Origin of the sequence: Micromonospora sp. WMMC250 (assembly GCF_027460215.1) — a bacterium.
Taxonomy (GTDB): domain Bacteria; phylum Actinomycetota; class Actinomycetes; order Mycobacteriales; family Micromonosporaceae; genus Micromonospora; species Micromonospora taraxaci.
The window spans coordinates 357787-378353 of sequence record NZ_JAPZBJ010000002.1; the positions used below are offsets into that span (position 1 = coordinate 357787).

The 20567-nt window shown below is 69.3% G+C and carries 18 protein-coding genes and 1 pseudogene; 5 read left to right on the top strand and 14 right to left on the bottom strand.

The genetic code is table 11. The features are described from left to right. Nucleotides 1–23 precede the first annotated feature (23 nt). The 6 genes and pseudogenes from O3438_RS01670 to O3438_RS01695 form a co-directional block, all read right to left on the bottom strand. Nucleotides 24–368 (bottom strand): cupin domain-containing protein, encoded by a 345-nt coding sequence (locus O3438_RS01670; RefSeq protein ID WP_269678210.1) that lies wholly within the window; start codon nucleotides 366–368, stop codon nucleotides 24–26. A 1066-nt stretch (nucleotides 369–1434) separates the two neighbouring features. Further along, nucleotides 1435–2013, bottom strand: a complete 579-nt coding sequence (locus O3438_RS01675; RefSeq protein WP_269678211.1) for an HD domain-containing protein — start codon at nucleotides 2011–2013, stop codon at nucleotides 1435–1437. Continuing rightward, nucleotides 2010–2150 (bottom strand): annotated as a pseudogene (locus tag O3438_RS01680) (transcriptional regulator); the annotation flags it as partial. The gene O3438_RS01675 and the pseudogene O3438_RS01680, both read right to left, overlap by 4 nt. Next, nucleotides 2101–2559, bottom strand: a complete 459-nt coding sequence (locus O3438_RS01685; protein WP_269678212.1) for an arsenate reductase ArsC — start codon at nucleotides 2557–2559, stop codon at nucleotides 2101–2103. The gene O3438_RS01685 and the pseudogene O3438_RS01680, both read right to left, overlap by 50 nt. Beyond that, the gene (locus tag O3438_RS01690) at nucleotides 2556–3293 is read right to left on the bottom strand and encodes an aquaporin (RefSeq protein WP_269678213.1); all 738 of its coding nucleotides are present in this window, start codon (nucleotides 3291–3293) and stop codon (nucleotides 2556–2558) included. The genes O3438_RS01685 and O3438_RS01690 overlap by 4 nt, the downstream gene beginning before the upstream one ends. Further along, nucleotides 3290–3664 (bottom strand): ArsR/SmtB family transcription factor, encoded by a 375-nt coding sequence (locus O3438_RS01695; protein ID WP_269678214.1) that lies wholly within the window; start codon nucleotides 3662–3664, stop codon nucleotides 3290–3292. The genes O3438_RS01690 and O3438_RS01695 overlap by 4 nt, the downstream gene beginning before the upstream one ends. 77 nt (nucleotides 3665–3741) lie before the next feature. Here O3438_RS01695 and O3438_RS01700 point away from each other — a divergent pair, with 77 nt between their 5' ends. Continuing rightward, nucleotides 3742–4209: an ArsI/CadI family heavy metal resistance metalloenzyme gene (locus O3438_RS01700; RefSeq protein WP_269678215.1), complete on the top strand. Its 468-nt coding sequence runs from the start codon at nucleotides 3742–3744 to the stop codon at nucleotides 4207–4209. Between the two features lie 308 nt (nucleotides 4210–4517). Here O3438_RS01700 and O3438_RS01705 read toward each other — a convergent pair whose 3' ends face one another. The 4 genes from O3438_RS01705 to O3438_RS01720 all read right to left on the bottom strand — a co-directional run bounded on the left by O3438_RS01705 (nucleotide 4518) and on the right by O3438_RS01720 (nucleotide 10559). Then, on the bottom strand, nucleotides 4518–4832 hold the full coding sequence (locus tag O3438_RS01705; RefSeq protein WP_269678216.1) for a hypothetical protein: 315 nt from the start codon (nucleotides 4830–4832) through the stop codon (nucleotides 4518–4520). Nucleotides 4833–5197: 365 nt separating this feature from the next. Then, nucleotides 5198–6067 (bottom strand): oxygenase MpaB family protein, encoded by an 870-nt coding sequence (locus tag O3438_RS01710; RefSeq protein WP_269678217.1) that lies wholly within the window; start codon nucleotides 6065–6067, stop codon nucleotides 5198–5200. Nucleotides 6068–6111: 44 nt separating this feature from the next. Further along, a complete protein-coding gene (locus tag O3438_RS01715) occupies nucleotides 6112–6411 on the bottom strand; it encodes an STAS domain-containing protein (RefSeq protein WP_269678218.1) in 300 nt (99 codons plus the stop codon). Continuing rightward, complete coding sequence (locus tag O3438_RS01720; RefSeq protein WP_269678219.1) at nucleotides 6408–10559, bottom strand: SpoIIE family protein phosphatase; 4152 nt, start codon at nucleotides 10557–10559, stop codon at nucleotides 6408–6410. Before O3438_RS01720 ends, O3438_RS01715 begins: the two co-directional genes overlap by 4 nt. A gap of 232 nt (nucleotides 10560–10791) precedes the next feature. Between O3438_RS01720 and O3438_RS01725 the strand changes: the two genes are divergently transcribed. Next, the gene (locus tag O3438_RS01725) at nucleotides 10792–11076 is read left to right on the top strand and encodes a hypothetical protein (protein ID WP_269678220.1); all 285 of its coding nucleotides are present in this window, start codon (nucleotides 10792–10794) and stop codon (nucleotides 11074–11076) included. A 96-nt stretch (nucleotides 11077–11172) separates the two neighbouring features. On the opposite strand, the gene O3438_RS01730 is transcribed toward O3438_RS01725, so the two are convergent. Then, nucleotides 11173–12021, bottom strand: a complete 849-nt coding sequence (locus tag O3438_RS01730; protein WP_269683544.1) for an alpha/beta fold hydrolase — start codon at nucleotides 12019–12021, stop codon at nucleotides 11173–11175. Nucleotides 12022–12038: 17 nt separating this feature from the next. Then, nucleotides 12039–12872, bottom strand: coding sequence for an alpha/beta fold hydrolase (locus O3438_RS01735; protein ID WP_269683545.1), 834 nt, complete (start codon nucleotides 12870–12872; stop codon nucleotides 12039–12041). Nucleotides 12873–13081: 209 nt separating this feature from the next. Here O3438_RS01735 and O3438_RS01740 point away from each other — a divergent pair, with 209 nt between their 5' ends. Both O3438_RS01740 and O3438_RS01745 read left to right on the top strand, forming a co-directional pair. Continuing rightward, nucleotides 13082–15955 (top strand): AfsR/SARP family transcriptional regulator, encoded by a 2874-nt coding sequence (locus O3438_RS01740; protein WP_269678221.1) that lies wholly within the window; start codon nucleotides 13082–13084, stop codon nucleotides 15953–15955. A 91-nt stretch (nucleotides 15956–16046) separates the two neighbouring features. Beyond that, nucleotides 16047–16553 carry a response regulator transcription factor gene (locus O3438_RS01745; RefSeq protein WP_269678222.1) on the top strand — a complete coding sequence of 169 codons (507 nt, stop codon included), beginning with the start codon at nucleotides 16047–16049 and terminating at the stop codon, nucleotides 16551–16553. Between the two features lie 44 nt (nucleotides 16554–16597). On the opposite strand, the gene O3438_RS01750 is transcribed toward O3438_RS01745, so the two are convergent. Together O3438_RS01750 and O3438_RS01755 are read right to left on the bottom strand one after the other, a co-directional pair. Then, nucleotides 16598–17938, bottom strand: a complete 1341-nt coding sequence (locus tag O3438_RS01750; RefSeq protein WP_269678223.1) for a carbohydrate-binding protein — start codon at nucleotides 17936–17938, stop codon at nucleotides 16598–16600. Between the two features lie 103 nt (nucleotides 17939–18041). Next, nucleotides 18042–19271, bottom strand: coding sequence for a PucR family transcriptional regulator (locus O3438_RS01755; RefSeq protein ID WP_269678224.1), 1230 nt, complete (start codon nucleotides 19269–19271; stop codon nucleotides 18042–18044). 237 nt (nucleotides 19272–19508) lie between these two features. Between O3438_RS01755 and O3438_RS01760 the strand changes: the two genes are divergently transcribed. Beyond that, nucleotides 19509–20426, top strand: coding sequence for a dihydrodipicolinate synthase family protein (locus O3438_RS01760; RefSeq protein WP_269678225.1), 918 nt, complete (start codon nucleotides 19509–19511; stop codon nucleotides 20424–20426). The last annotated feature ends 141 nt before the right edge of the window (nucleotides 20427–20567 follow it).

A 20567-nucleotide genomic window follows, 5' to 3' on the forward strand; every position in this document is an offset into this window, starting at 1 on the left:
ACCTGTAGCCAGGCTGGGACCGACTACCCGGCTCGCCGGTCTGGAGCGCGTGAGCCGTACGCCGGACCGAACACCACCAGCAGCGCCAGGTCCTCGGTCACCTCGTCGAACCGGTGCTCCTCGCCGGCCGGCACGAAGATCACCGAACCCGGGCCCACCTCGGCTGCGCCGTCCGGGGTCACGATCCGGGCCCGCCCGGCGGTGACCACGTAGATCTCATCCTCGGTGTGCGGGCTCTGACCGTCGAGACCGCCCGCCGGGATGCAGTACGTGCCCACCGACAGGTCCGGCACCCTCAGGTGTTCGACCCAGTCGTTGGTGGCCCCGACAGGCGCGGTCCATCGACCCGCCCCTTCGATGATCTGCATTGCCGAACACTAAGGGAAGCCGTTTCCCCGCGCTGGCCGGTGGCGGCAGTCGCTCCGCCCGCCCCCACCGGCCGTGCCGTCACACCAGTCGGCGGCGCACCCACCAGAGCGACAGCAGGGACAGCACGACGGTCAACGCGATCAGGACGCCGAACTCCCGCCATTGCAGGTTCCAGAACTTCGAGCCCTGACATGGCGGGGGTGAGGGCGGGCTACGCGCCCTTCGCAGTCACCGAGGACGACTGACGCGCCTTGAGGAGCACCGGAGTGGCAGGCGAGCAGCGCGCTGGCTAGAGGCCGCGCAGGGCCTCGTGCAGGTCATCGCCATAGTTCCCCCAAAGGGACAGAGAGCCATCGGTGTTGATGCTCCCCATGTACCAGCTGTCGTCGGCCACATGAGCGAGGCACAGGCCGTCGAAGCCAAGTACGAGGTCCGGTGAGATCGGTGCGTTGCGCGATCCTTGCTGCAAAACTGTCGCTGGTCGGTCCGCTGGTAGTACGACGGCAGATGTGCTCCCAGACACACGACGTATGCGCCGCAAGGTCCAGCCGCGAGGGAGGGGTCGAGTCACGGCCTCATGATCGCACTCCGTGCGAAGGGGCAGGTTGGTCCTCAAGCACCGGCTTGCCGCGCGCTCGTCGGGGCAGGTCTGTGACGGCGGCTTCTCCTAAGCCTGGGCAATGGTTGACGCTGGCGATGGAATGGGGCCTCGTCGCCGATCCCCGCTGGCCGGTGGCGTGGTTGAAGGAGATCTCAGGCAGTCGGTTGGATCCGCAAGGGCGTTGTCGACGACGCGATCCGTGAAGGGCTGATCGCGGTTTGGGAGCGCGACTTGGAGCGCCTGGAACGCGATTCGCCGAGGCGATAAATAGCGCCGTCGGCTGGTACGGCACGGAGCTGGTCGGGGGTTCGCTGGCGCCCACTCCGTTGGAGTGTCTGCCGACACCCGCAGTGCCCCGACGCTGACTACCAATGCCCGGCGTGCCAACAGCTCAGAAGCCAAAGTCGTCTACTTTGATCCACTACGCCTCTGCCATTGATCAATACAACATCAAGTGTTGACGCTTACTCCTGCGGCGGGGGAGTGAGCCAGGCCAGGGGTTGTCCGTTGAGGGCGGCGTCGGCAAGGCGGTGGGCGCTGGCGGTTTTCAGGGCGGCTCGTGAGCTGTCGATCCAGCGCTGCACGTTGTCGATGCCTTGGTGGCGGTACTCGACGGCTTGGACGAGGCATTCCAGCTTGTCGGCGTCGCGAGCGACGACGGCTTCCAGTGTCTCGCCGGCTTCGTATTCGGCGACTGCGGCGGTGATGACGTCGGCGACGGCCGGTGCGCAGGTGGCGACCTGGTCGGCGGTGACGGTGGTGTTGGGTACGGCGGTGAGGTAGCGCTTGGCGATGTGGGGGATGTCGGTGATCCGGGTTTCCTGGGTGTCGTGCAGAACGCACAGCATCGACACTCGTGCCGGGTCCGCGCCCTCCATGGCGGCGAGCATCATTCCGATGAGCGCCGTTCGGAAAGAGTGCTCGGCGATGGACTCGGGTTGCTTGACGCCGGCGAACCACCAGCCGGTTCGAGCGGCGCGTTTGAGGACGCCGGCTTCGAAGATGAAGTTCATCGCTCCGGCGGCGTCATGGTCGTCGGTCATCTGCCCGTCCCTGTGCCGGTGAGTCCGTCCGCCCGCAGGCTGTAGACGATTGAGGTTAGTTCCTGCCGTGACTGCGCGGAGATCCGGTCACTGTCCAGGAGCGGGGCGCTGCGGTCGAGGAGTGTTCGAGTCGCGGCGGCGCCGCTCGCCGTGGAGGTTGGCGAGCAGAGCGGCGACTCGGACCTTGATGTCATCGCGGACCTGGCGGACGACGTCGAGGGGCTGGCCGGCCGGGTCGGTGAGGTTCCAGTCCTCGTAGCGTTTGCCGGGGAAGACGGGGCAGGCGTCGCCGCAGCCCATGGTGATGATGACGTCGCTGGCTTCGGCGGCGTCCCAGGTGAGCTTGGCGGGGGTCTGGTCGGTGATGTCGATGCCGACTTCCCGCATGGCTTCGACGGCGACCGGGTTGATCTGGTCGGCGGGCTCGCTGCCGGCGGAGCGGACCTCGACGGTGCCGCCGGCGAGATGGCGCAGCCATCCGGCGGCCATCTGGGAGCGGCCGGCGTTGTGGACGCAGACGAACAGGACGGTGGGCTTGCTGCTCATCGAGCTTCGGTCTCCCGGGTGAGGTGTGGGACGACGACGGCGTCGGCGGTGTCGGCGGCGTGGGGGTACCAGGCGGCGAGGGCGGCGATGGCGACCAGGCCGCCGACGAGTTGGGCGACGATGAAGCCGGGTACCGAGTAGGGGGCGATGCCGGCGAAGGTGTCGGTGAAGGCTCGGCCGATGGTGACGGCGGGGTTCGCGAACGACGTGGATGAGGTGAACCAGTAGGCCGCGCCGATGTAGGCGCCCACGGCGGCCGGGGCGGCGGTGGTGCGGCCGGTGCGGGCGAGGGCGAAGACCAGGACGACCAGTCCGGCGGTGGCGATCACCTCGGCCAGCCACAGGCTTCCCCCGGTCCGGTCGGTGCGGGACCAGGCGACGGCAGGCAGGTCGAACATCAGGTGAGCCAGGACCGTGCCGGTGATAGCTCCGCCCGTCTGTGCGGCGGTGTAGGCGGCGAGGTCTCGCCCGGTCAGGCCGGTGTCGGTGCGGCGGCCGAGCCACCAGTCGACGGCGGAGACGACCGGGTTGAAGTGCGCGCCGGACACCGGGCCGAAGGTCAGGATCAGCGCGCCAAGGGCCAGCGCGGTGGTGATCGCGTTTTCCAGGAGTTGGAGACCGACGTCGGTGCGGGAGAGCCGGGCGGCGGCGATCCCGGAGCCGACGACGGCGGTGACCAACAGGGCGGTGCCGGCGAACTCGGCCGAGGCCCGCCGGGACAGGCCGAGGCTCACGCGGTATTGCTGGCGGTCGGGGCGGCGGAAATGTCCAGGAGCGCGCCGAGCTGCCGGAACGCTTCCGGCTTCACCCGATACCAGACCCAGGTGCCGCGCCGCTCCGAGTCGACCAGGCCCGCCTCGCGCAGCACCCTGAGGTGGTGGGAGATGGTCGGCCCGGAAAGGTTGAACGCCGGGGTCAGGTCGCAGACGCACATCTCTGGCACAGAGGCGATCATCGACATCAGCCGCAGCCGGATCGGATCCCCGAGGGCCTTGAACAGCGGTGCGACCATCGCGGCCTGCTCGGCGTCCATGGGGCGGACCGCGAGCGGGGAGCAGCAGGCCACGGCGTTGAGGTCCACCACCGGCAGCTCTTGTTTCGACATGCCTCTACCTTGACAGATTTCAAAACAGGGTGCAACGTAGGTCTTGCTTCGATAAGCATCTAGACAAGGAGATGGCCGTGTCCCGTGTCCAGCTCGCCCTGCGCGTATCCGACCTCGAAGGCTCCGTAGCCTTCTACGCCAAGCTGTTCGGCGTCGAGCCGGCCAAGCGCCGCCCCGGCTACGCCAACTTCGCCATCGAGAACCCGCCACTCAAGCTCGTGCTCCTTGAGGGGGAGGCCGACGAGCCCACCGTCATGGACCACCTCGGCGTCGAGGTCGCCAGCACCGACGACGTCAACGCCGCCACCAAGCGCCTCACCGACTCCGGCCTGATCACCCTGGAGGAGAACAACACCGAGTGCTGCTACGCCCTCCAGGACAAGGTGTGGGTGCGCGGCCCTGGCAACGAGCCATGGGAGGTTTACACCGTCAAGGCCGACGCCGACACCCTCACCAAGACGACCGAGGGTGAGTGTCGCTGTGGCGAACCGACCGACGCCGAAAGGCAGCCGGCCACCAGTGGGGCCACGTCGAACTGCTGCTGATCGTGAGGCACTCGCGCGCCCGTCATTGATCCATAAGGCGGGCGCGCAATGCTGGGGCACCCGCCCTAAGTCCGCTTCAACTCTCCGATGTGCTGTCTTGGAGGTCCCGCAGGCAGCTGCGGCCGAAGGGTGACGCAGCCCACGCAGGACCACCGTCGGCGTGGGCGAATCGGTCTTCCGCCAAGCCGTGCCGTACAAGAGCAGACATGAGCGGCACGATTCCTACAGCCTTGTTCCTGTCAGACTGCTCGGACGATCGTCAGACTTGCGGGAGAGCAAGACTTCAATGGCTTCCTTGGCCTGGCGACTCAGGTCGAGTGCTGGTTCGGCCCGATGGTCGAGGATCTCGGCTTCCATGACGCTGTGCGCAAGCACGTTCGTCGGTCCACGGCGATCGTCGCTGTTTCCTCCGGTCCGAATCTCCTGGGTGGGCTGTTGTTCGCGGCAAAGGCCCCGACGGGCGCGTCGGTGAACCACTCGTCATCATCGAGGTCCCATACCAACCAGACATGCTGCAGGGTGAGGCCGACCAGTCCGGCGAGGCGTCGGGCGTGTGCGGCTGCGATGTTGCTACGGCCATTGAGCCATTGCGGCTGGTAGTCCTGGATGCCGTAGCGGAGCATGGGCTGAGTCTGCCACCCGGCGGAGGCTGCCTCTCGTGTCTGTGTGGCGGCTCCGGCTCGCCGCCATGAGTGCGTTGGCTGGGCAAAAGGACGCCGGCGGCGGTGATCTGCATGACGCTGCCGACGGGTGGCAACGACCACACGCCCATGCCCCCCAAACAGGACACATTGCGAAGCCTCAACCCCCGACGCGAGGTCCCTAACCACCCGAGCCTGTGGACAGACCGCCCATCTCACGCATGATCCACACGACTTCGCTGATGTGGGGGTATCCGGGACGGTTTGATACCGCGACTTCGCCGAAACGGAGTCGATCAAGGCGCACCGGTCGGCCTCGCCGGCCTGGACCAGGTCAAAACGTCGTCCTACTCGTGCACGCTGTCGTGCTGCGGGCCGAGCTGGCTGATATCGTACCCGTCGGGGTAGCTCTTGGTCTTGATTCCGTCGGCGAACAGCGCCGTCGTCCGTGGTGCGCCGAACCACCGCTGCGACCGCGCCCGCAGCTTCAGCCCCACGTGCAGGCCGGCCCGGACCGGCCACGGCGGCGTGTCGACGCGCATCGCCTGCCGCAGTGGCGCGTCGTACATGGCACTGACCAGCGCGTTTCCCAGCGGTCCGAGCATCCGGGGGATCCGGGGGATCCGGGTGAGCATCAGCATCCGGGTGGCCCGTTCGATCGCCGCCGCGTCGTCGTTGGGCTGGAGGTGAGCAGCGTCGTGCGCGGTGAACCAGGCTTCGAAATCCTCGTACGATCCGGGGATGTCAGTGATGCCCATCCGTCGGCCGAGCTCCCGGTAGAACAGGTGGGTGGCCTGCCTCTCGTGGCAACAGGGCGGGCGCCAGCCGTACTCCTGCAGCCACCGCGTCGGAACGACCACCAGGCAGCCGAGGACGTACAGGAAGTCGTCGTTGCCGATGTCGTACGGGCGGTGGATCTGGTTGACGCGCCGTAACGCGTCCCGCCCACGGGGCTGCTCGAAGCCGTTGAGCACCATTTCGTACATCAGCAGGCCGGTGTCGTCGATCCGCTTCTGGGTGCGATCGGTCAGCTCGCCGGTGGTGGTGTGCACCGCGGCGATGGCGGGGATGGAGAAGGACCTGTTGAAGGCGAGGTTGAGGCCGAGCTTCATGTCCCACGGGAACTCGTAGCGCAGCATGGTCTGGTAGATGTCCAGGTAGTCGCGCTCGGGGTCGAGGGCCCGGATCCGGTTCAGGTTGGCGTAACGGCCTTTCATCGGTGGGCATCTCCTGCCGTCGGGTACGGGAAAACCTTGATCGATCAGGCAGGAGTGACCGTCATCAGGTCGGCGAGCCCGGCGATGGTCAGGACGGGAGCCAGGAGTGGGCTGGCGACGAGGTGGATCCGCTCGACGTGGGGGAACAGAACGGCAAGACCCGCGCTGTCGAGGTATTCCAGTGCGGTCAGGTCGACCGTCAGCGGGCCCGGGGCGGCTTCCACGGCGCGGGTGAGGGCGTCGCCGAAGTCGGCGGCGTTGCTCATGTCGACCTCCCCGGTCGCGGTCAGTACGAGGGCGCCGTCGGGCTGCTGGTCGGTGGTGAGGGTCAGTGTGGTGCTCATGGGATCCTCGCCTGCATGTCGATGGTGGTGCCGGTGGCACTGGGCGTGACGGTGATGGCGTCCATCAGGGCCCGCATGAGGAGCAGGCCTCGTCCCCGGTGGTTGCCGGCTTCCGGCTGAGGTGGCTTCCAGTGCCCGCTGTCGGTGACGCTGAGGTGCAGGCCGTCGGCGGTGGCGGTGGCCCGTAGCCGGATCCGTCCGCCCGGGTTGTCGCGGTGTCCGTGCTCGATGGCGTTGGCGCAGGCTTCGCCGGCGGCCACCAGGACGTTGTAGGCGTTGGTGGGACTCAGCCCGCAGCGCTCGAGCCAGCTTCGCAGTGCGCTGCGCACGGGTGCGAGGCCGGTGCGTTCGGCGGCGAAGTCGAGTTCCAGCGGGCCGGGGTGACGGTAGAGCAGGACCGCGACGTCGTCGTCGTATCCCCCCGGCGGGCTGAGTTGATCCATGACGTCGGTGGCGAGCGTCTCGATCGGCTGGGCGCGTCCGTTCTGGATCACTGTGACGACGTGGCCGATGCCTGCGGTGAGCGGTTGGCGGCGGCGTTCGACGAGCCCGTCGGTGTAGAGCATCAGGGTGGCCCGTGCCGGCACACGTTCCTCGGCTTCGGGCCGCTCGGCGTTGCCTCGAACGCCGAGGGGGCGGGAGTGGCCCTGGTCGAGCAACCGGGTGACGCCGTCGGGTGAGGTGACGATGGCGGGAGGATGCCCGGCGCTGGCGTAACGCAGATGTCCGGTCGTCGGGTCGAGGACGCCGCAGAAGACCGTTGCGCAGAGGGCTCCGGGCAACTGAGCGGCGAAACGGTCGAGTGCGGTGAGCGTGCGCGACGGGCTGGAGTCCTGCAGCAGCAGGGCACGGCACGCGCTGCGGAGCTGGCCCATGACGGTGGCGGCGCGCAGTCCGTGACCGACGCAGTCGCCGACGACGATGCCGATCTGCCCGTCGACGAGCGCGATGGTGTCGTACCAGTCGCCGCCGACCTTCAACGGCCGGGTGGCGGGCGCGTACCGCGCGGCGAAACCGCTGGGCAGCTGCGCGGGACCGAGGATGGCCCGTTGCAACGCCAGGGCGGTCTCCCGCTGCTCATCGATGTGCTGCACCCGGCGCAGCCCTTGGCCGAGGTGGCCGGCCAGCAGGGCCAGCAGGGTCTCGTCCTGTTCGGTGACGGGGCGCCTCTCGCCGAGGTCGATCCACAGGGCCATCGTGCCGTGGGGATGTTCCACGGCGATTCCTACGCCCGTGGTGTGGTCCGCGACCGTGGTGAGCAGGGGCCGATCGCGCAGGTCGGTGAGCATCCGCCGGCGCTGGTCGGTGAGGGTGTCCCAGCGCTGGTGAGGATCGGTCGCGGTGATCGTCGGGGTGTGGGAGCCGTCGAAGACAGCCGCGAGAACGCGCGTGGCGCGCCACAGCCCCCGCAGCTCGTCGAGGACCCCGTGCAACGCGTCGGCGAGGTTGTCCGCCTGCGACAGGCGGATGCTCAGGGCGGCCAGTGCGCTCTCCCGTTGCACGGCGTAGTGCTCCGCCGTGACGTCGCGGAAGGTGCCGACGATCACCCGTCGGCCGGTGTCCGGGTCCTGTACCTGGTTGAAGGCGGCGGCGGCCCACAGGCGATGGCCGTCCCGGTGCGTCACCGGGATGGTGTACGCACCGCTGGTCTGACCCGTGAGCTGGGTGAGCGCTTCGGTGACCTGCTGGTATGCCTCGGGCTCGGTCTCCCGGCTCGGCCACCACGGGGGATTGGCGGAATAGGGAAGCCCTTCGGGGCCGTAGCCGAGGATGTCGGTGAAGGTGGTGTTGATCTCGACGACGGCGCCGTTCTCGTCGCAGACGAAGAAGGCCTCCTGAAGCGAGTCGATCAGGGCGGTGCGCCACCGGGCGTGGTGGTTGCGCAGCCGGGCCAACGTCACGTTCGTCCGCACCCGGGCCAGCAGTTCGGCGGCGGCGAACGGCTTGACCAGGTAGTCGTCCGCCCCCGCCTCCAACCCCTCGATGGAGGCCTCCTGACCTGCCCGCGCCGACAGCAGCAGGACGGGAGTTCCCGCCGTACGGGGTTCGGCGCGCAGCGCGGCCACCAGTTGCAGACCGTCCAGGGCCGGCATCATCACGTCGCTGACGACGAGATCGGGTTGATGGGCGCGTGCCGCCTGCAGGGCCAGATGACCGTCGTTGACCGCCTCGACCTGGTAGCCGGCCGCGCGCAGCAGACGGCTGAGGTACTCGCGCATGTCAGCGTTGTCGTCGGCGACCAGGATCCGCGCCGATCCAGGCCGTACGTCTGTCGTCGTCTCCCGCCCGCCGCGTCCGGCGACCTCTGTGGGCGTACCCGCTGATGGCTCCTGCGGGAGCCAGCGCCGCGCCTCCTCGACGAACGGTTCGGCGGCGGCGGAAACGTCGTGCTCCCCGCCAAGGGCGACGGTGCCCGGCGGCAGGTGACCGCTACCGAAGGGAAGCGCGATGGTGAAGGTCGTGCCCTGGCCGATGGTGCTGTCGGCGCTGACGTCACCGCCCTGCAACCCGACGAGTTCCCGCACCAGCGCCAGGCCGATGCCACTGCCCTCGTTCGAGCGCGAGCGGGCGTTGTCGATGCGGTGGAACCGTTCGAACAGTCGGGGCATCTCCTCGGCGGGCACCCCGATCCCCGTGTCGACAACTGTCACCACGGCCCGGCCGTGCTCTGCCCGCGTCCGTACCCGGATGGCGCCGTCGAAGGTGAACTTCAGGGCGTTGCTGAGGAGGTTCAGGATGATCTTTTCCCACATGCCGCGGTCGAGGTACACCGGCTCGGGCAGTGGGGGGCAGTCCACCTCGAAGGTGAGACCCGCGCGTTCGACGGCCGAGCGGAACACGCTGGCGAGATCTGCGGTGACCGCGGCGAGGTCCACCGGCTCGTAGTGGGCCTCCATCCGTCCGGCTTCGATCCGGGAGAAGTCCAGCAGCGCGTTGACCAGCTTCCCGAGTCGCAGCCCGTTGCGGTGCATGACCTGCAACTCCTCGCGCACCTCCTCGTCGGTGTCGCCGAGGCGGGTACGCAACTCGTCCAGTGGACCCATGATCAACGTCAGTGGGGTGCGGAACTCGTGGCTGATATTGGAGAAGAACGCCGTCTTCGCGCGGTCGATCTCGGCGAGCTCCTCGGCCCGCTGCTGCTGCGCCTGGTAGCTGCGGGCGCTGGCGATACCGGCCGCGACGTGGCCCGCGGCCAGTTCCACGAAACCCCGGTACCCGTCGTCGAGCGGTCGGTACCGATTCAAGCCGGCGACCAGGAAGCCGTACGGCGTGTCGCCCTGTTGCAGCAGCGGCACCACGAGTGCCTGGGTGGGCGGCTGCGACCACGCCCCGGTCGGCAGGTCTCCGAACGGGGCGCCATCGAGCGGGACAAGTGGCGACTCGCCCCGCGCCAGCGCCGCCACCGGCCACACCGGGGTCGATTCGTTGGCCGCGATCGTGCTCGGGGCTGCGGGGTGACCTGCGGGGATGCCGGCGGCTGCCGCCAGACGGGCCCTGCCGTCGTCATCGAGGAGGTAGATCGCCGTGAACGGAAGGTCGAGGTCGTTGCGGCCGAGTTGCCGGCCCGCGAAGGTCACCATCTCCTCTTCGGTACGCACCACGCTCGGATCGGACCCGAGATCACGCAGCGTGGCCATCCGCCGCTCGCCGACGACACGGTCGGTGTCCTCACTGACCACGCACAACATGCCGATGAGGGCGTTGTCGTCGTTGCGCAGCGGGCTGTAGGAGAAGGTGTGGTAGCTCTCCTCCCGGTAACCGGACCGCTCCAGAAACAGCAGCAGCGCCGTGTCCCAGGTCGCGACGCCGGTGGTCAGCACCCGATCGATCCGAGGGCCGATGTCCGGCCAGATCTCCGCCCACACCTCACTGGCCGGTCGACCCAGAGCCCACGGGTACTTGCGGCCGAGGGTGTCACGCCGGTACGCGGCGTTGCAGAAGAAGGTCAGCTGAGGACCCCAGGCCATCCACATCGGGAAGCGCGACGACAGCAGAATGCTCACCGCCGTCCGCAGGCTCTGCGGCCACCCAGCGGGATCCCCCAGCGGAGTCGATGCCCAGTCCACCTTCGCGAGGTCACGGCCGATCTCGCCGTCACCAGCGAAGACGTCTGCCCTGGTAAACGGCCCTTGTGCGGCGCTGCTCATCGTTGCGACACTCCCTCGAACCGCACGCCCTGACCCGGCGGCACCGTCTCGCCGCCCGGATCGGTGCCGCCATCTGCGCCGACGGCGCAGATACCTCGCGGAATCCTAAGGCAAGTCCGGCCTGCCGGCCCGGAACAGAACAGCCGGTGACGGGAGCCGTGGCGGCCGCCGGCCTTGACCTTCTTCGGCGTCTGGGAGGGCGAGCAGCGGGCGGTACGCGGACAATGACGGAATGAAGCGTGAGGTGGGCGTGATGCGGTTGACCGGGACGCGGGCCAACGGCGCGGTGGCGACCGGTGCGGCGGCCACGGGTGCGTGGGCTGCGGGGGCGGCCTCGCTCGGAGCCCTCGCCGTGGGGGCGCTGGCCGTCGGAGCCGTCGCCGTCGGAGCCGTCGCCGTCGGGGCGTTGGCCATCGGGCGGCTGACGATCCGCCGGGCGATCGTGCGGGAGCTGCGCGTCGGCCGGTTGGAGATCGACGAGTTGGTGGTGCGCAGCCGACCCGCTGCCGAGGACTGACCACTGCGGCCGGGCGGCGCGCCCAGCGTTCGGCCGAGAGGCCCTGACCGGGAGGCCGTGGCATCGCGGTGAGCGATGCCGCGGCCTCCCGTCGTGTCAGCTGGTCGCCTTGGCGGCAGCCTCGATCTGGTTGGTGACCGCACCCGCGTCGGTGACCATGGACAGGTGCGGGGCGTTGATCTCGATGGTGTGCGCCTTGGCGCGCTTGGACATCACGACCTGCTGGGCGGCCGGGATGACGGCGTCCTGCTTGCCGATCACCGACCACGAGGGGATGGTGCGCCAGGCCGGCTCGGTGGCCTCCTCGGTCAGTGCGTTGTAGGCCAGGGGGCGTTGCCGGGCGGCGAGCACCGCGACGTCCTTGGCGGGGATGCTCCTGTCGGCGAACGCCGTGCCGTAGACCGACGGCTTGACGTAGAGGTTGACGTTGTGGGGGTCTTCGTCGTTGGGGTTGGCGACCACGTCGAAGACGGTGGACGCTTCGGCCGCGAAGACCGAGCCGGGCAGGGCCGAGGTCAGCGAGTACACACTGTCGTGCTGGTCCGGGATGTACGCGTCCACGTACACCAGGGCCTTGACCTGCTCATCACCCAGCGCGGCGTTCGTGATCACCATGCCGCCGTAGGAGTGCCCGACCAGGACGATCGGTCCGCTGATGGTGTCCAGGTACGCGCGGAGGTTCTTGGCGTCCTTCTCCACGCCCGACAGCAGGTTCGGCGGGGTGACGACCCGGTAGCCGTCGTGCTGGAGCTTGGCTGAAACCTTGTCCCAGCTCGACCCGTCCGCCCACGCGCCGTGCACGAGCACGACGGTCGGCTTGGCCGCCGCGGGACGCGACTGCCCGACGTGGTTCGTCGAGGCCTGCGCGGTGCCGATGCCGGCACCAACGAGGGTGAGGGCGCCGATGGCCACGCCTACGGAGATGACGCGGCGTCGCAAGGACATTTTCACGGTGTTTCCCTTCACTTCTTGAAGAAGTCGAGCAAGGCGTCATTGACCTGGTCGGCATGCGTCCAGGTAATGGCGTGCGGACCGCCCTCGATGACGAGCAACTGCGAATCCGCGACGAAGGCGGACACCCGCTGGCCGGTCACCCCGATGGGTAGGACCCGGTCCTGGTCACCCTGGATCACGAGAACCGGCACATCAATCGTGGCCAGGTCGTGGCGGAAGTCGGTGAGCCAGGTCGGGATGCAGGCCACGGCGGCGACAGGAGAACCGGCAACAGCCACGTTCACACTGGTCTGGAATGCCTCGTCGCTGACCAACGAGCCACCGTAGACGTCGAGGTTGTAGAAGTTCTGCAGGAACTGCTTGAGCCACGCCTCCCGGTCTCCCCGGGCGGCCTGGATGAAGCCGTCGAACAACGACTGCGGTGCGCCTTCGGGATTGTCATCCGTGCGCAGGAGAAACGGCGGGATCGGCGACATCAGCACGGCCTTCGCGACCCGCTCGGTGCCGTAGCGACCCAGGTAACGGGCCACGTCGCCCGTCCCCATCGAGTGACCCACGAGGATGGCGTCGCGTACGTCGATTGCCGTGAGCAGCACGTTCACATCGCTGGCGAACGTGTCGTAGTCGTACCCGTCAGTGGGCTGGCTGGAATTGCCCCAGCCCCGCCGGTCATACGTGATGACGCGGTAGCCGGCGGCGAGCAGTACGGAAACCTGCTTCTCCCAGGCCTTTCCGCTCAACGGATAGCCGTGACTGAGGACCACCGGGGTGCCGGTGCCGTGATCCTCGTAGTAGATGTCGATCGAATCGGCTCCCTCTGAGCCAACTGTGACATGGGGCATGCGCACTCCTTGGGCTTGCGTTCCGCATGTGGGAACCCTGCCGAAGGTACGGATATGAAACGGTTCGCGAATCACCCACAACACGTAGTCCCCGTGTTTGTCGACCGACCGAAGGACAACGAAAGATGGGGGATGCGGGGGACCCGGGGCGCACCGCAGGCTGAGCCGAAAAGCGAAGCCGCTGCCCTTCCATCTCTAGGATGTCAATCGTGACGACGCCCGACCGCAGGCCCCCGGACGTGCCGCAGTCCCGCTGCGAGTTCAAGGTCTTCGGGGGTCTCGGCTGCCGGCGGGACGGCTCGGACGTCGATCTCGGCCCGGTCCGCCAGCGGATCATCCTGGCCAAGCTCCTCGCCGCCGGGGGCGACGCGGTCGGCCTCGACACCATCGTCGACAGCCTGTGGGACGACCAACCGCCGGCCAGCGCCGCCAACCAGATCCACCGGCACGTCGGGAACCTCCGGCGGATCCTCGAACCGGACCTGGACGTTCGCGAAACCGGCAGGTACCTCCTACCCGCCGGTACGGGCTACCGACTGGTCCTCGCGACCGAGGACTCCGACCTGGCCATGTACCGCGAGCTGGTCCGCAGGGCACGCGAGGCGCTCTCCGGCGGGGATGTCGTGGCCGGCGTACAGGCGTACCTGACAGCTCTGGAACTCGGCCGCAGCCCCGCGTTCACCGACCTGCCGACGAGTGCGTTGGGCTCGCCGGAGTTCGTCGCGATCGAGCGGGAGCGCGTCGCGGTGGCGCTGGCGGCCAGCGAGGCCGCGATCGCCCACGGCATGGCCGGCGCCGCACTGACCCCCCTGGTGAGCGTGGCCGCCGCAGCGCCGATGGACGAGGCGCTACAGGCCTGCCTGATGCGCGCGTACGTGGCCACCGGTCACCGGGCAGAAGGTGTGCGCGTCTTCGAGAGCACCCGCCACCGTCTCGCCGAGGAACTGGGGGTGGACCCGGGTCCGGAACTGCGGGAGGCGTACCGGGAACTGCTCGCCAGCGGCTGGACCCCGCAGGACGAGCTACCCCCGCCGGACGCTCCCCGGCCCGCGCAGCTGCCGCCGCCGGTCGCCGGGTTCGTCCGACGAAACGGCCTCGCCGCAGTGCTCGACGACCAACTGACCGACGCGTTCAGCGATGCGACCATCGTGATCACCGTGCTCGGCGGCATGGGCGGCATCGGCAAGACCGCCCTCGCCGTGCACTGGGCCCACCAGATTGCTGACAAGTTTCCCGACGGACAGTTGTTTTTGAACCTGAGAGGCCTGGATCCGGACGGACACGTCATGTCCTCGGAGGAGGCGCTCGCCACGCTGCTCGCGTCACTGGGCGAGCCGGCGGTGGCGTCACGACGGGAGACCATCGACGCGCAGGCGGCCCGCTACCGCAGTCGCCTGTCCGGCCGTCGTCTCCTCGTGCTCCTGGACAACGCACTCGACTCCGACCAGGTCCGCCCGCTGCTGCCGGCCTCCCGGGGCTGCCTGGTCATCGTGACGAGCCGGCACCGGATGACGAGCCTGGTCACCCGGGAGGGCGCCCGTTACGTGCAGGTCGATCGGCTGACCGGCGCCGAGTCCCGACAGCTCCTGATCAACCGCCTCGGAACCCGCCGCGCCACGACGGACCCGGAGTCGTTGGACAGGGTCATCGCGCTCTGTGCCGGGTTGCCGCTCGCACTGGCGATCGTCGCCGCCCGGGTGGCCCTCAATCCGGCAGTGTCGTTGAGCGCGGTCGTCAGTGATGTCTCAGCGCCGTCCGCCAGACTCGACGCGTTGTCCAGTGTGGACTCGTCAGACGATGTCCGGTCGGTGTTCTCGTGGTCGTACCGGGCGCTAGCTCCGTCGACGGCACAGGTGTTCCGGGCCCTCGCCGTCCATCCCGGCCCGGGGATGTCGTTGGAGTCGGTGGCCAGCATCGCGGGAATCGGTCGCGCACGGGCCCGCCAACTCCTCACGGAACTGGTGACCGCCAACCTGCTCGACGAGTCGCGGCCCGGCCGGTACGTCCTGCACGACCTGCTGCGGGCGTACGCGGGTGAGCTCCTCGACGACGATCACCAACGGCCGGAGTACGAGCGGCGTCTCATCGCGCACTACCTGCACTCTGCCCGCACCGCGTACGCGAGGCACCACCGCCAGCCGGCCGGCACCCTCGACGAACCGCCGTCGGACGTGACGCCCGAGTCGTTCGACAGTGTGCCGCAGGCTGCCGCCTGGTACACCCGGGAACGGGCCGCGCTGTGGGCGACCATCGATGTGGCCGTCGGGCACGGCCTGCGGCGCGACGCGGCGGCCATGGTCCTCGCCGCCTCGGCGCCGGGCAGCAACTCCATACCCCCGCGCCGGACACACACCGTCCTCGCGATCCTCGACATGGTCAACGTGCTCGGCGAGCCGTTGATGGAGGCCGACCTTCTCCGCACCGTCGGGGAGGCCTTCGCCCCGCTGCCCCGGGCCGACGAATATCTCCGGCGATCCCTGTCCATCTTCGAAGGCGCCGGAGAGGTCGCCGGACAAGCCGACGTCCTGCGAAATCTCGCCGTGCTCTCGTTGGCGCGCGGCGACCACGACGACGCCGTCGCCCACGGGGAGCGCTCGGTCGCTCTGGCCCGGCAGACGGGGCGTCAGGAACTTCTCGCCGTCTCGCTGCTGACCCTTACGAGGGCGCTCCTGGGGGCCGACCGGTTCGACGCCGGCACCCGGGCCGGCGAGGAAGGGCTGACCATCGCGGTGGCGAAGCACCTCGATCACCTGAAGATCTACTACGCACTGCTCATCGCGGAGTCCTCCTGGAAACACGGGAGGCTCGAACGAGCGGTGGAGGTGTCGGAGTGGGGACTGGCCGAGGGCGTCTCCGAGTCGAATGGTCCCCGTTGCGCCGTCGCGGCGATCCTCGCGCGGGCCGCATTCGACCTCGGCGACCTGACGCGCGCGGAACGGGGCTGCCAGCAGTTCGAGCACCTGATCGCCGACAACGGCTTCCGGGAACTCGTCGAGGTCTCCGGCATGGAGGAGGCCGAGGCCTACCGGACCATGGTCGCGTACGTCCGGGCCCGGCTGAGCCTGATGAGGGGCGCGTCGTGAACGGGTAGGGCGATCACTCGGTCTGCACTCGTCGTGCACAGCGGTGCGATCGGATGGTCGTCGAGACCCCGAACCCGCGCCGAGGAGCACCATGCACTGCGCCGTAGCCGAGCCTGCCCGAGCCCTGCCCCGTGCGGCACTGACCCCACGACAGGAACAGATCGCCCTGCTGGTGGCGGCAGGCTCTACCAACGTCGAGGTCGCGACGCACCTGGTCATCAGCACCCATACCGTCAAACACCACCTCCGCGGAGTGTTCCACAGGCTGGGTGTGGCGTCCCGCCGCGAACTGCGCAGCCGGCTGGCCCACCACGACACGACCAACCACTTCGCCCAGAGCTGCTGCCTGACCAGCCAGGAGCGCGACATCGCGCGTCGGGTCTCGAACGGCGCGTCCAACCGCGAGGTGGCGGCGCAGCTGTTCATCAGCCCGAGCACCGTGGACTACCACCTACGCAAGATCTTCCGCAAGCTCAACATCACCTCTCGCCGGGAGCTGGCGAGGCGGGACGCACCCACGGCTCGATCGGACGGCGCGTCGTCCGGGCCTGGTCGGTCGAAACCACACCCCGGTCAGCCCTCATCGCAGCCGGGCTGAGCCTGGTCAGGGCACCGCAACCACCCTGACCAGGCGACTTCCCGTCAGCGGCCCTGCAGGCGCTTCACGTTGTCGCCGAAGGTCCAGCCCTTCGACCCGTCCCAGTTGGCCGACCAGGTCATCAGGCCCTTGAGGCCGGGTACGGAGTTCCAGGCCTGCGTGACCAGCGACGTCGACAGGTAACCGCCGCCGGCCCCGATCTGCGCGGGCAGGCCCGGGACCTGCTTGTCGTACGGCACGCGGATCGTGGTGCCCTGGATGGTGAGGCCGTTGTTCAGGCACTGCGTCTGCACCGTGAAGCCCTGCACGGTGCCCGCCGGGTACGAGTCGCCGGCGCATCCGTACATGCTGCCGTTGTAGTACTGCATGTTCAGCCACCAGAGTCGGCCGTTGTCCACGTACTTCTTGATGATCGGCAGGTACGAGCCCCAGATCGAGCCGTAGACCACGCTGCCACCGGTGACGTAGGCGGTCTCCGGTGCCATGGTCAGGCCGAAGTTCGACGGCATCCGGGCCAGCACGCCGTCGATGATCCGGATCAGGTTGGCCTGCGACGTGGACAGGGTGTTGATGGTGCCGCTGCCGGTCAGGCCGGTCTCGATGTCGATGTCGATGCCGTCGAAGTGGTAGTTCGTCAGGATCGGCACGATCGTCGCGATGAACCGGTCGGCGACGGCGGTGGAGCTCAAGTCGATACCCGCGGCGGCGCCGCCGATCGACATCAGAATGGTGGCGCCAGCCGCTTTGGCCTGGCACATCTCGGCCGGGGTGGCCACCTTCACGCCGGCGTCCATGCCGTTCTCCCAGAGGACCGTGCCGTCCGAGCGGATCACCGGGAACGCCGCGTTGATCACGTTGTAGCCGTGCTGGGTGAGCCGGCTGTCGGTGATCGGGATCCAGCCGAGCCCGGGGTGCACGCCGTTGGAGGCGCCGTCCCAGTTCTCCCAGTAGCCCTGCAACACCTTGCCGGTGGGCCGCGACTTCACCGCACAGGTTCCCCCGGTCGGCGGCGGCGTGGTGGGGGGAGGTGTGGTCGGTGGCGGCGTGGTGGGCGGCGGGGTCGTCGGCGGTGGCGTGGTGGGCGGTGGGGTGGTCCCCGAGCACGCGCCGAGATCCCGCCACAGTGAGGGGGTCGACGCCGGGTTCCAGCCGGCGCCGGGGTGCGCGGTGTGGGTGACCAGAGCCTGGTAGAGCCGGCCGCCGTAGGTGACCTGGGCGCCCGCCTGGTAGGTGTTGCCCTCGGCCCAGCCCGGTGCGGTGCAGGCGACCATCGGGACGGCGTTGGCTGACGACACGGCTGCCGTACTGCTGGGTACGAAGGCGACGGTGGCCGTGACGGTCATCGCCGCCCCGGCCAGCGCTGCGAGGATCCGGCGGCTTCTCATGGCTCACTCCCCAGGCTTCGGCGACCCGCGACCTCCACATATTGACGTCCGTGACGATTAATATCAAGGGTTGTTTACAGATAGGGGAAGCGGGCTCCCGTGATCACGCCGTACGGTAGTGGCCGCTGAGCCGACCGAGCTTCATGGCCAGGTGCAGACACAGCCGTTCGTTGCCGTCCTTGAGGTCCGTCCCGGCGAGTTGTTCCACCCGTTGCAGTCGGTAGTAGAGGGTCGTCCGGTGCAGCCGGAGCTTCTCGGCGGTCGCGTGCGCGTTGCCCGCCAGGTCGAGGTACGCCTCCAGGGTCTCCAGCAGCACCTGATGGGCGTCGTCGCGCAGCAGCCGCTCCAACCCGGGATGGACGCCCGCGACGTCGAGATGCTGATTGTCCAGTTGGGACAACACCCGGTAGATGCCCAGACCGGCCCAGCAGACCACCCGGCCCAGCGCGGGCAGTTGCGCACCGACCCGGGCGGCCTGCGCGGCCTCCTGGTAGGACTCCACAGCACTGGACAGGCTGGCGCGGGACTGGCCGATCCCGGTCACCGTCCGCTCCACCGAGGCCAGACCCCGGGTCGCTGTGCCCAGCGCCTCGTCCAGGTGCCCGGCGGCTACCTCCGGCGAAGGGCGGCCCGCGACCCGGTCGCCGCAGACCAGCAGCACCCCGTGGTCGTGCCAGACGAGGTGCAGCGACTCCCGCACCCCGATCCAGCGGCGCGTGGTGACCAACGCCTGCTCCAGGGCGATCCGGGCCACCTCGTCGGGCTGCCGCCCGCTGGCCGGCACGAGCTGTGCGACCAGTGCGACGGTCGACCCGTCGCCGGCCACCACGCCCTCCTCCAGCAGTGCCCGCGCCGCGTGCTCGCGCGCCTGCCGGCTCTCCACCAGGAGGGTACGGGTGGCCTCGGTCTCCCGCTGCGAGGCGAGCTCGCCGAGCAGGTCTTCCCGGTACAGGGCCAGCGACAGATCGGCGAAGGGACCGGTCGCCGTTGCGATGTCGGCGTCGGTCATCGAACCGTCCGCGTCGATGAACCACACGAACCCGAGCAGCAGGTCGTCGTGCCGGATCGGCACGCAGACCCTCGCCAGCAGGTCCAGTTCGGGGCACGCGGGGGTGCGGATCGGCGCGTACGCCGTGAGCACGCCCATGCCCCGGAACCAGGCGATCACCTCCGGCGTGGTCTGCCGGCGCAGGATCGACGTCCGCCGGACCTCGTCCATCGGGCCGTCGTGCTCGCTGTAGGCGACCACCCGCTGACGCCGGTCCTCGATGAGGGCGGGTCGCCCCACCCGGGCGGCGACGGCGTCGACGATTCGCTGGAGCTCACCGTGCATACGACTCCCATGGTTGCGCTGCGTGACAGGGATCGCGCGACCGCCAGTCCTTACCCTCCGGTGCGGATGGGTCATCGCGCAAGGTCCACTCTCGAACTCGCGACAAAAAGACGGCCGGCGTCGCGACGCTTCCGGCATCTGTCCGAAGACCGGAGGTGACGGGCGTTCCTAGGGTTCCGGTACGCACCGCGCCAGCGCCCCAGCACTGGACGGTGCCGGCGGAGAAGGGACGTCCGAGTGGAAACTGGTAGGCCCTGGCGCGGCGTGCTGGTCGCCGTCACCACGCCGTTTCGCGCCGACCTGTCGGTCGACGTCGACCAACTCCAGGAACACGTCAGGTGGCTCGCCGCCGAGGGATGCCACGGGGTCGCGCCGTGCGTGTCGATGGGGGAGTACCGGGCCCTCTCCGACGACGAGCGGGCCACAGTGGTCAGGGCGACGGTGGAAGCGGCACCCGCCGGCTGCGCGGTGCTGCCCGGCGTCGGCGGCTACGGCAGCAGGCAGGCCCGCCGCTGGGCGGAGCAGGCCGCCGAGGCCGGCGCCCACGGCGTGCTCGCACGACCACCCGACGGGCCTGCCGCCCGCGACGCCGACGTGGTCGCCCACTACCGCGAGGTGGCGGCGGTCGGCCTGCCGGTGGTCGCCCACAACGAACCGTGCGCCAGTCGGATCGACCTCACCCCGGACCTGCTGGCGACCGTCGCCGAGATCGACGGGATCGTCGCGGTCAAGGAGGTCACCGGTGACGTACGCAGGCTGCACCGTCTGCGGGACCTCTGCCCGCACGTCGACGTGCTGGTCGGCGCCGACGACGTGGTCCTCGAACTGGTGCTGTGTGGTGCCACGGGATGGGTCGCTGCCCTGCCCAACGCGCTGCCCCGGCACGCCGTGCGCCTGTACGAGCTGGCCGTCGCCCGTGATCTGGGCCGGGCGCTGCCGCTCTACGCCGAGCTGCACCCGATCCTCGGCTGGGCCTCCCGGCCGGAGTCCGTGCAGGCCGTCAAGCTCGCCATGGCCTGCGCCGGGCGGTTCGGCGGGCGGTGCCGTCCACCGCGTGGACCCCTGCCCGTGGCTGCCGCCGACCGGGTGCGTCGGGACGTGCTGCGGGCTCTCGCGGCCACCGTCGAACCGGCCTCCGGGGGCCGCCCTGGCTGATCCGCCGACGGGCTCCGGTCCTTCAGGTGTCGGAAGTCGCCGGCCCACCTGCCGACATCTGCACGGTGACCGGCACCGGCCCGCCCTCCTAGATTCGCTGCGCGGCCTGCCGACAGATGTCCCGCGATACCCCCTCACCGG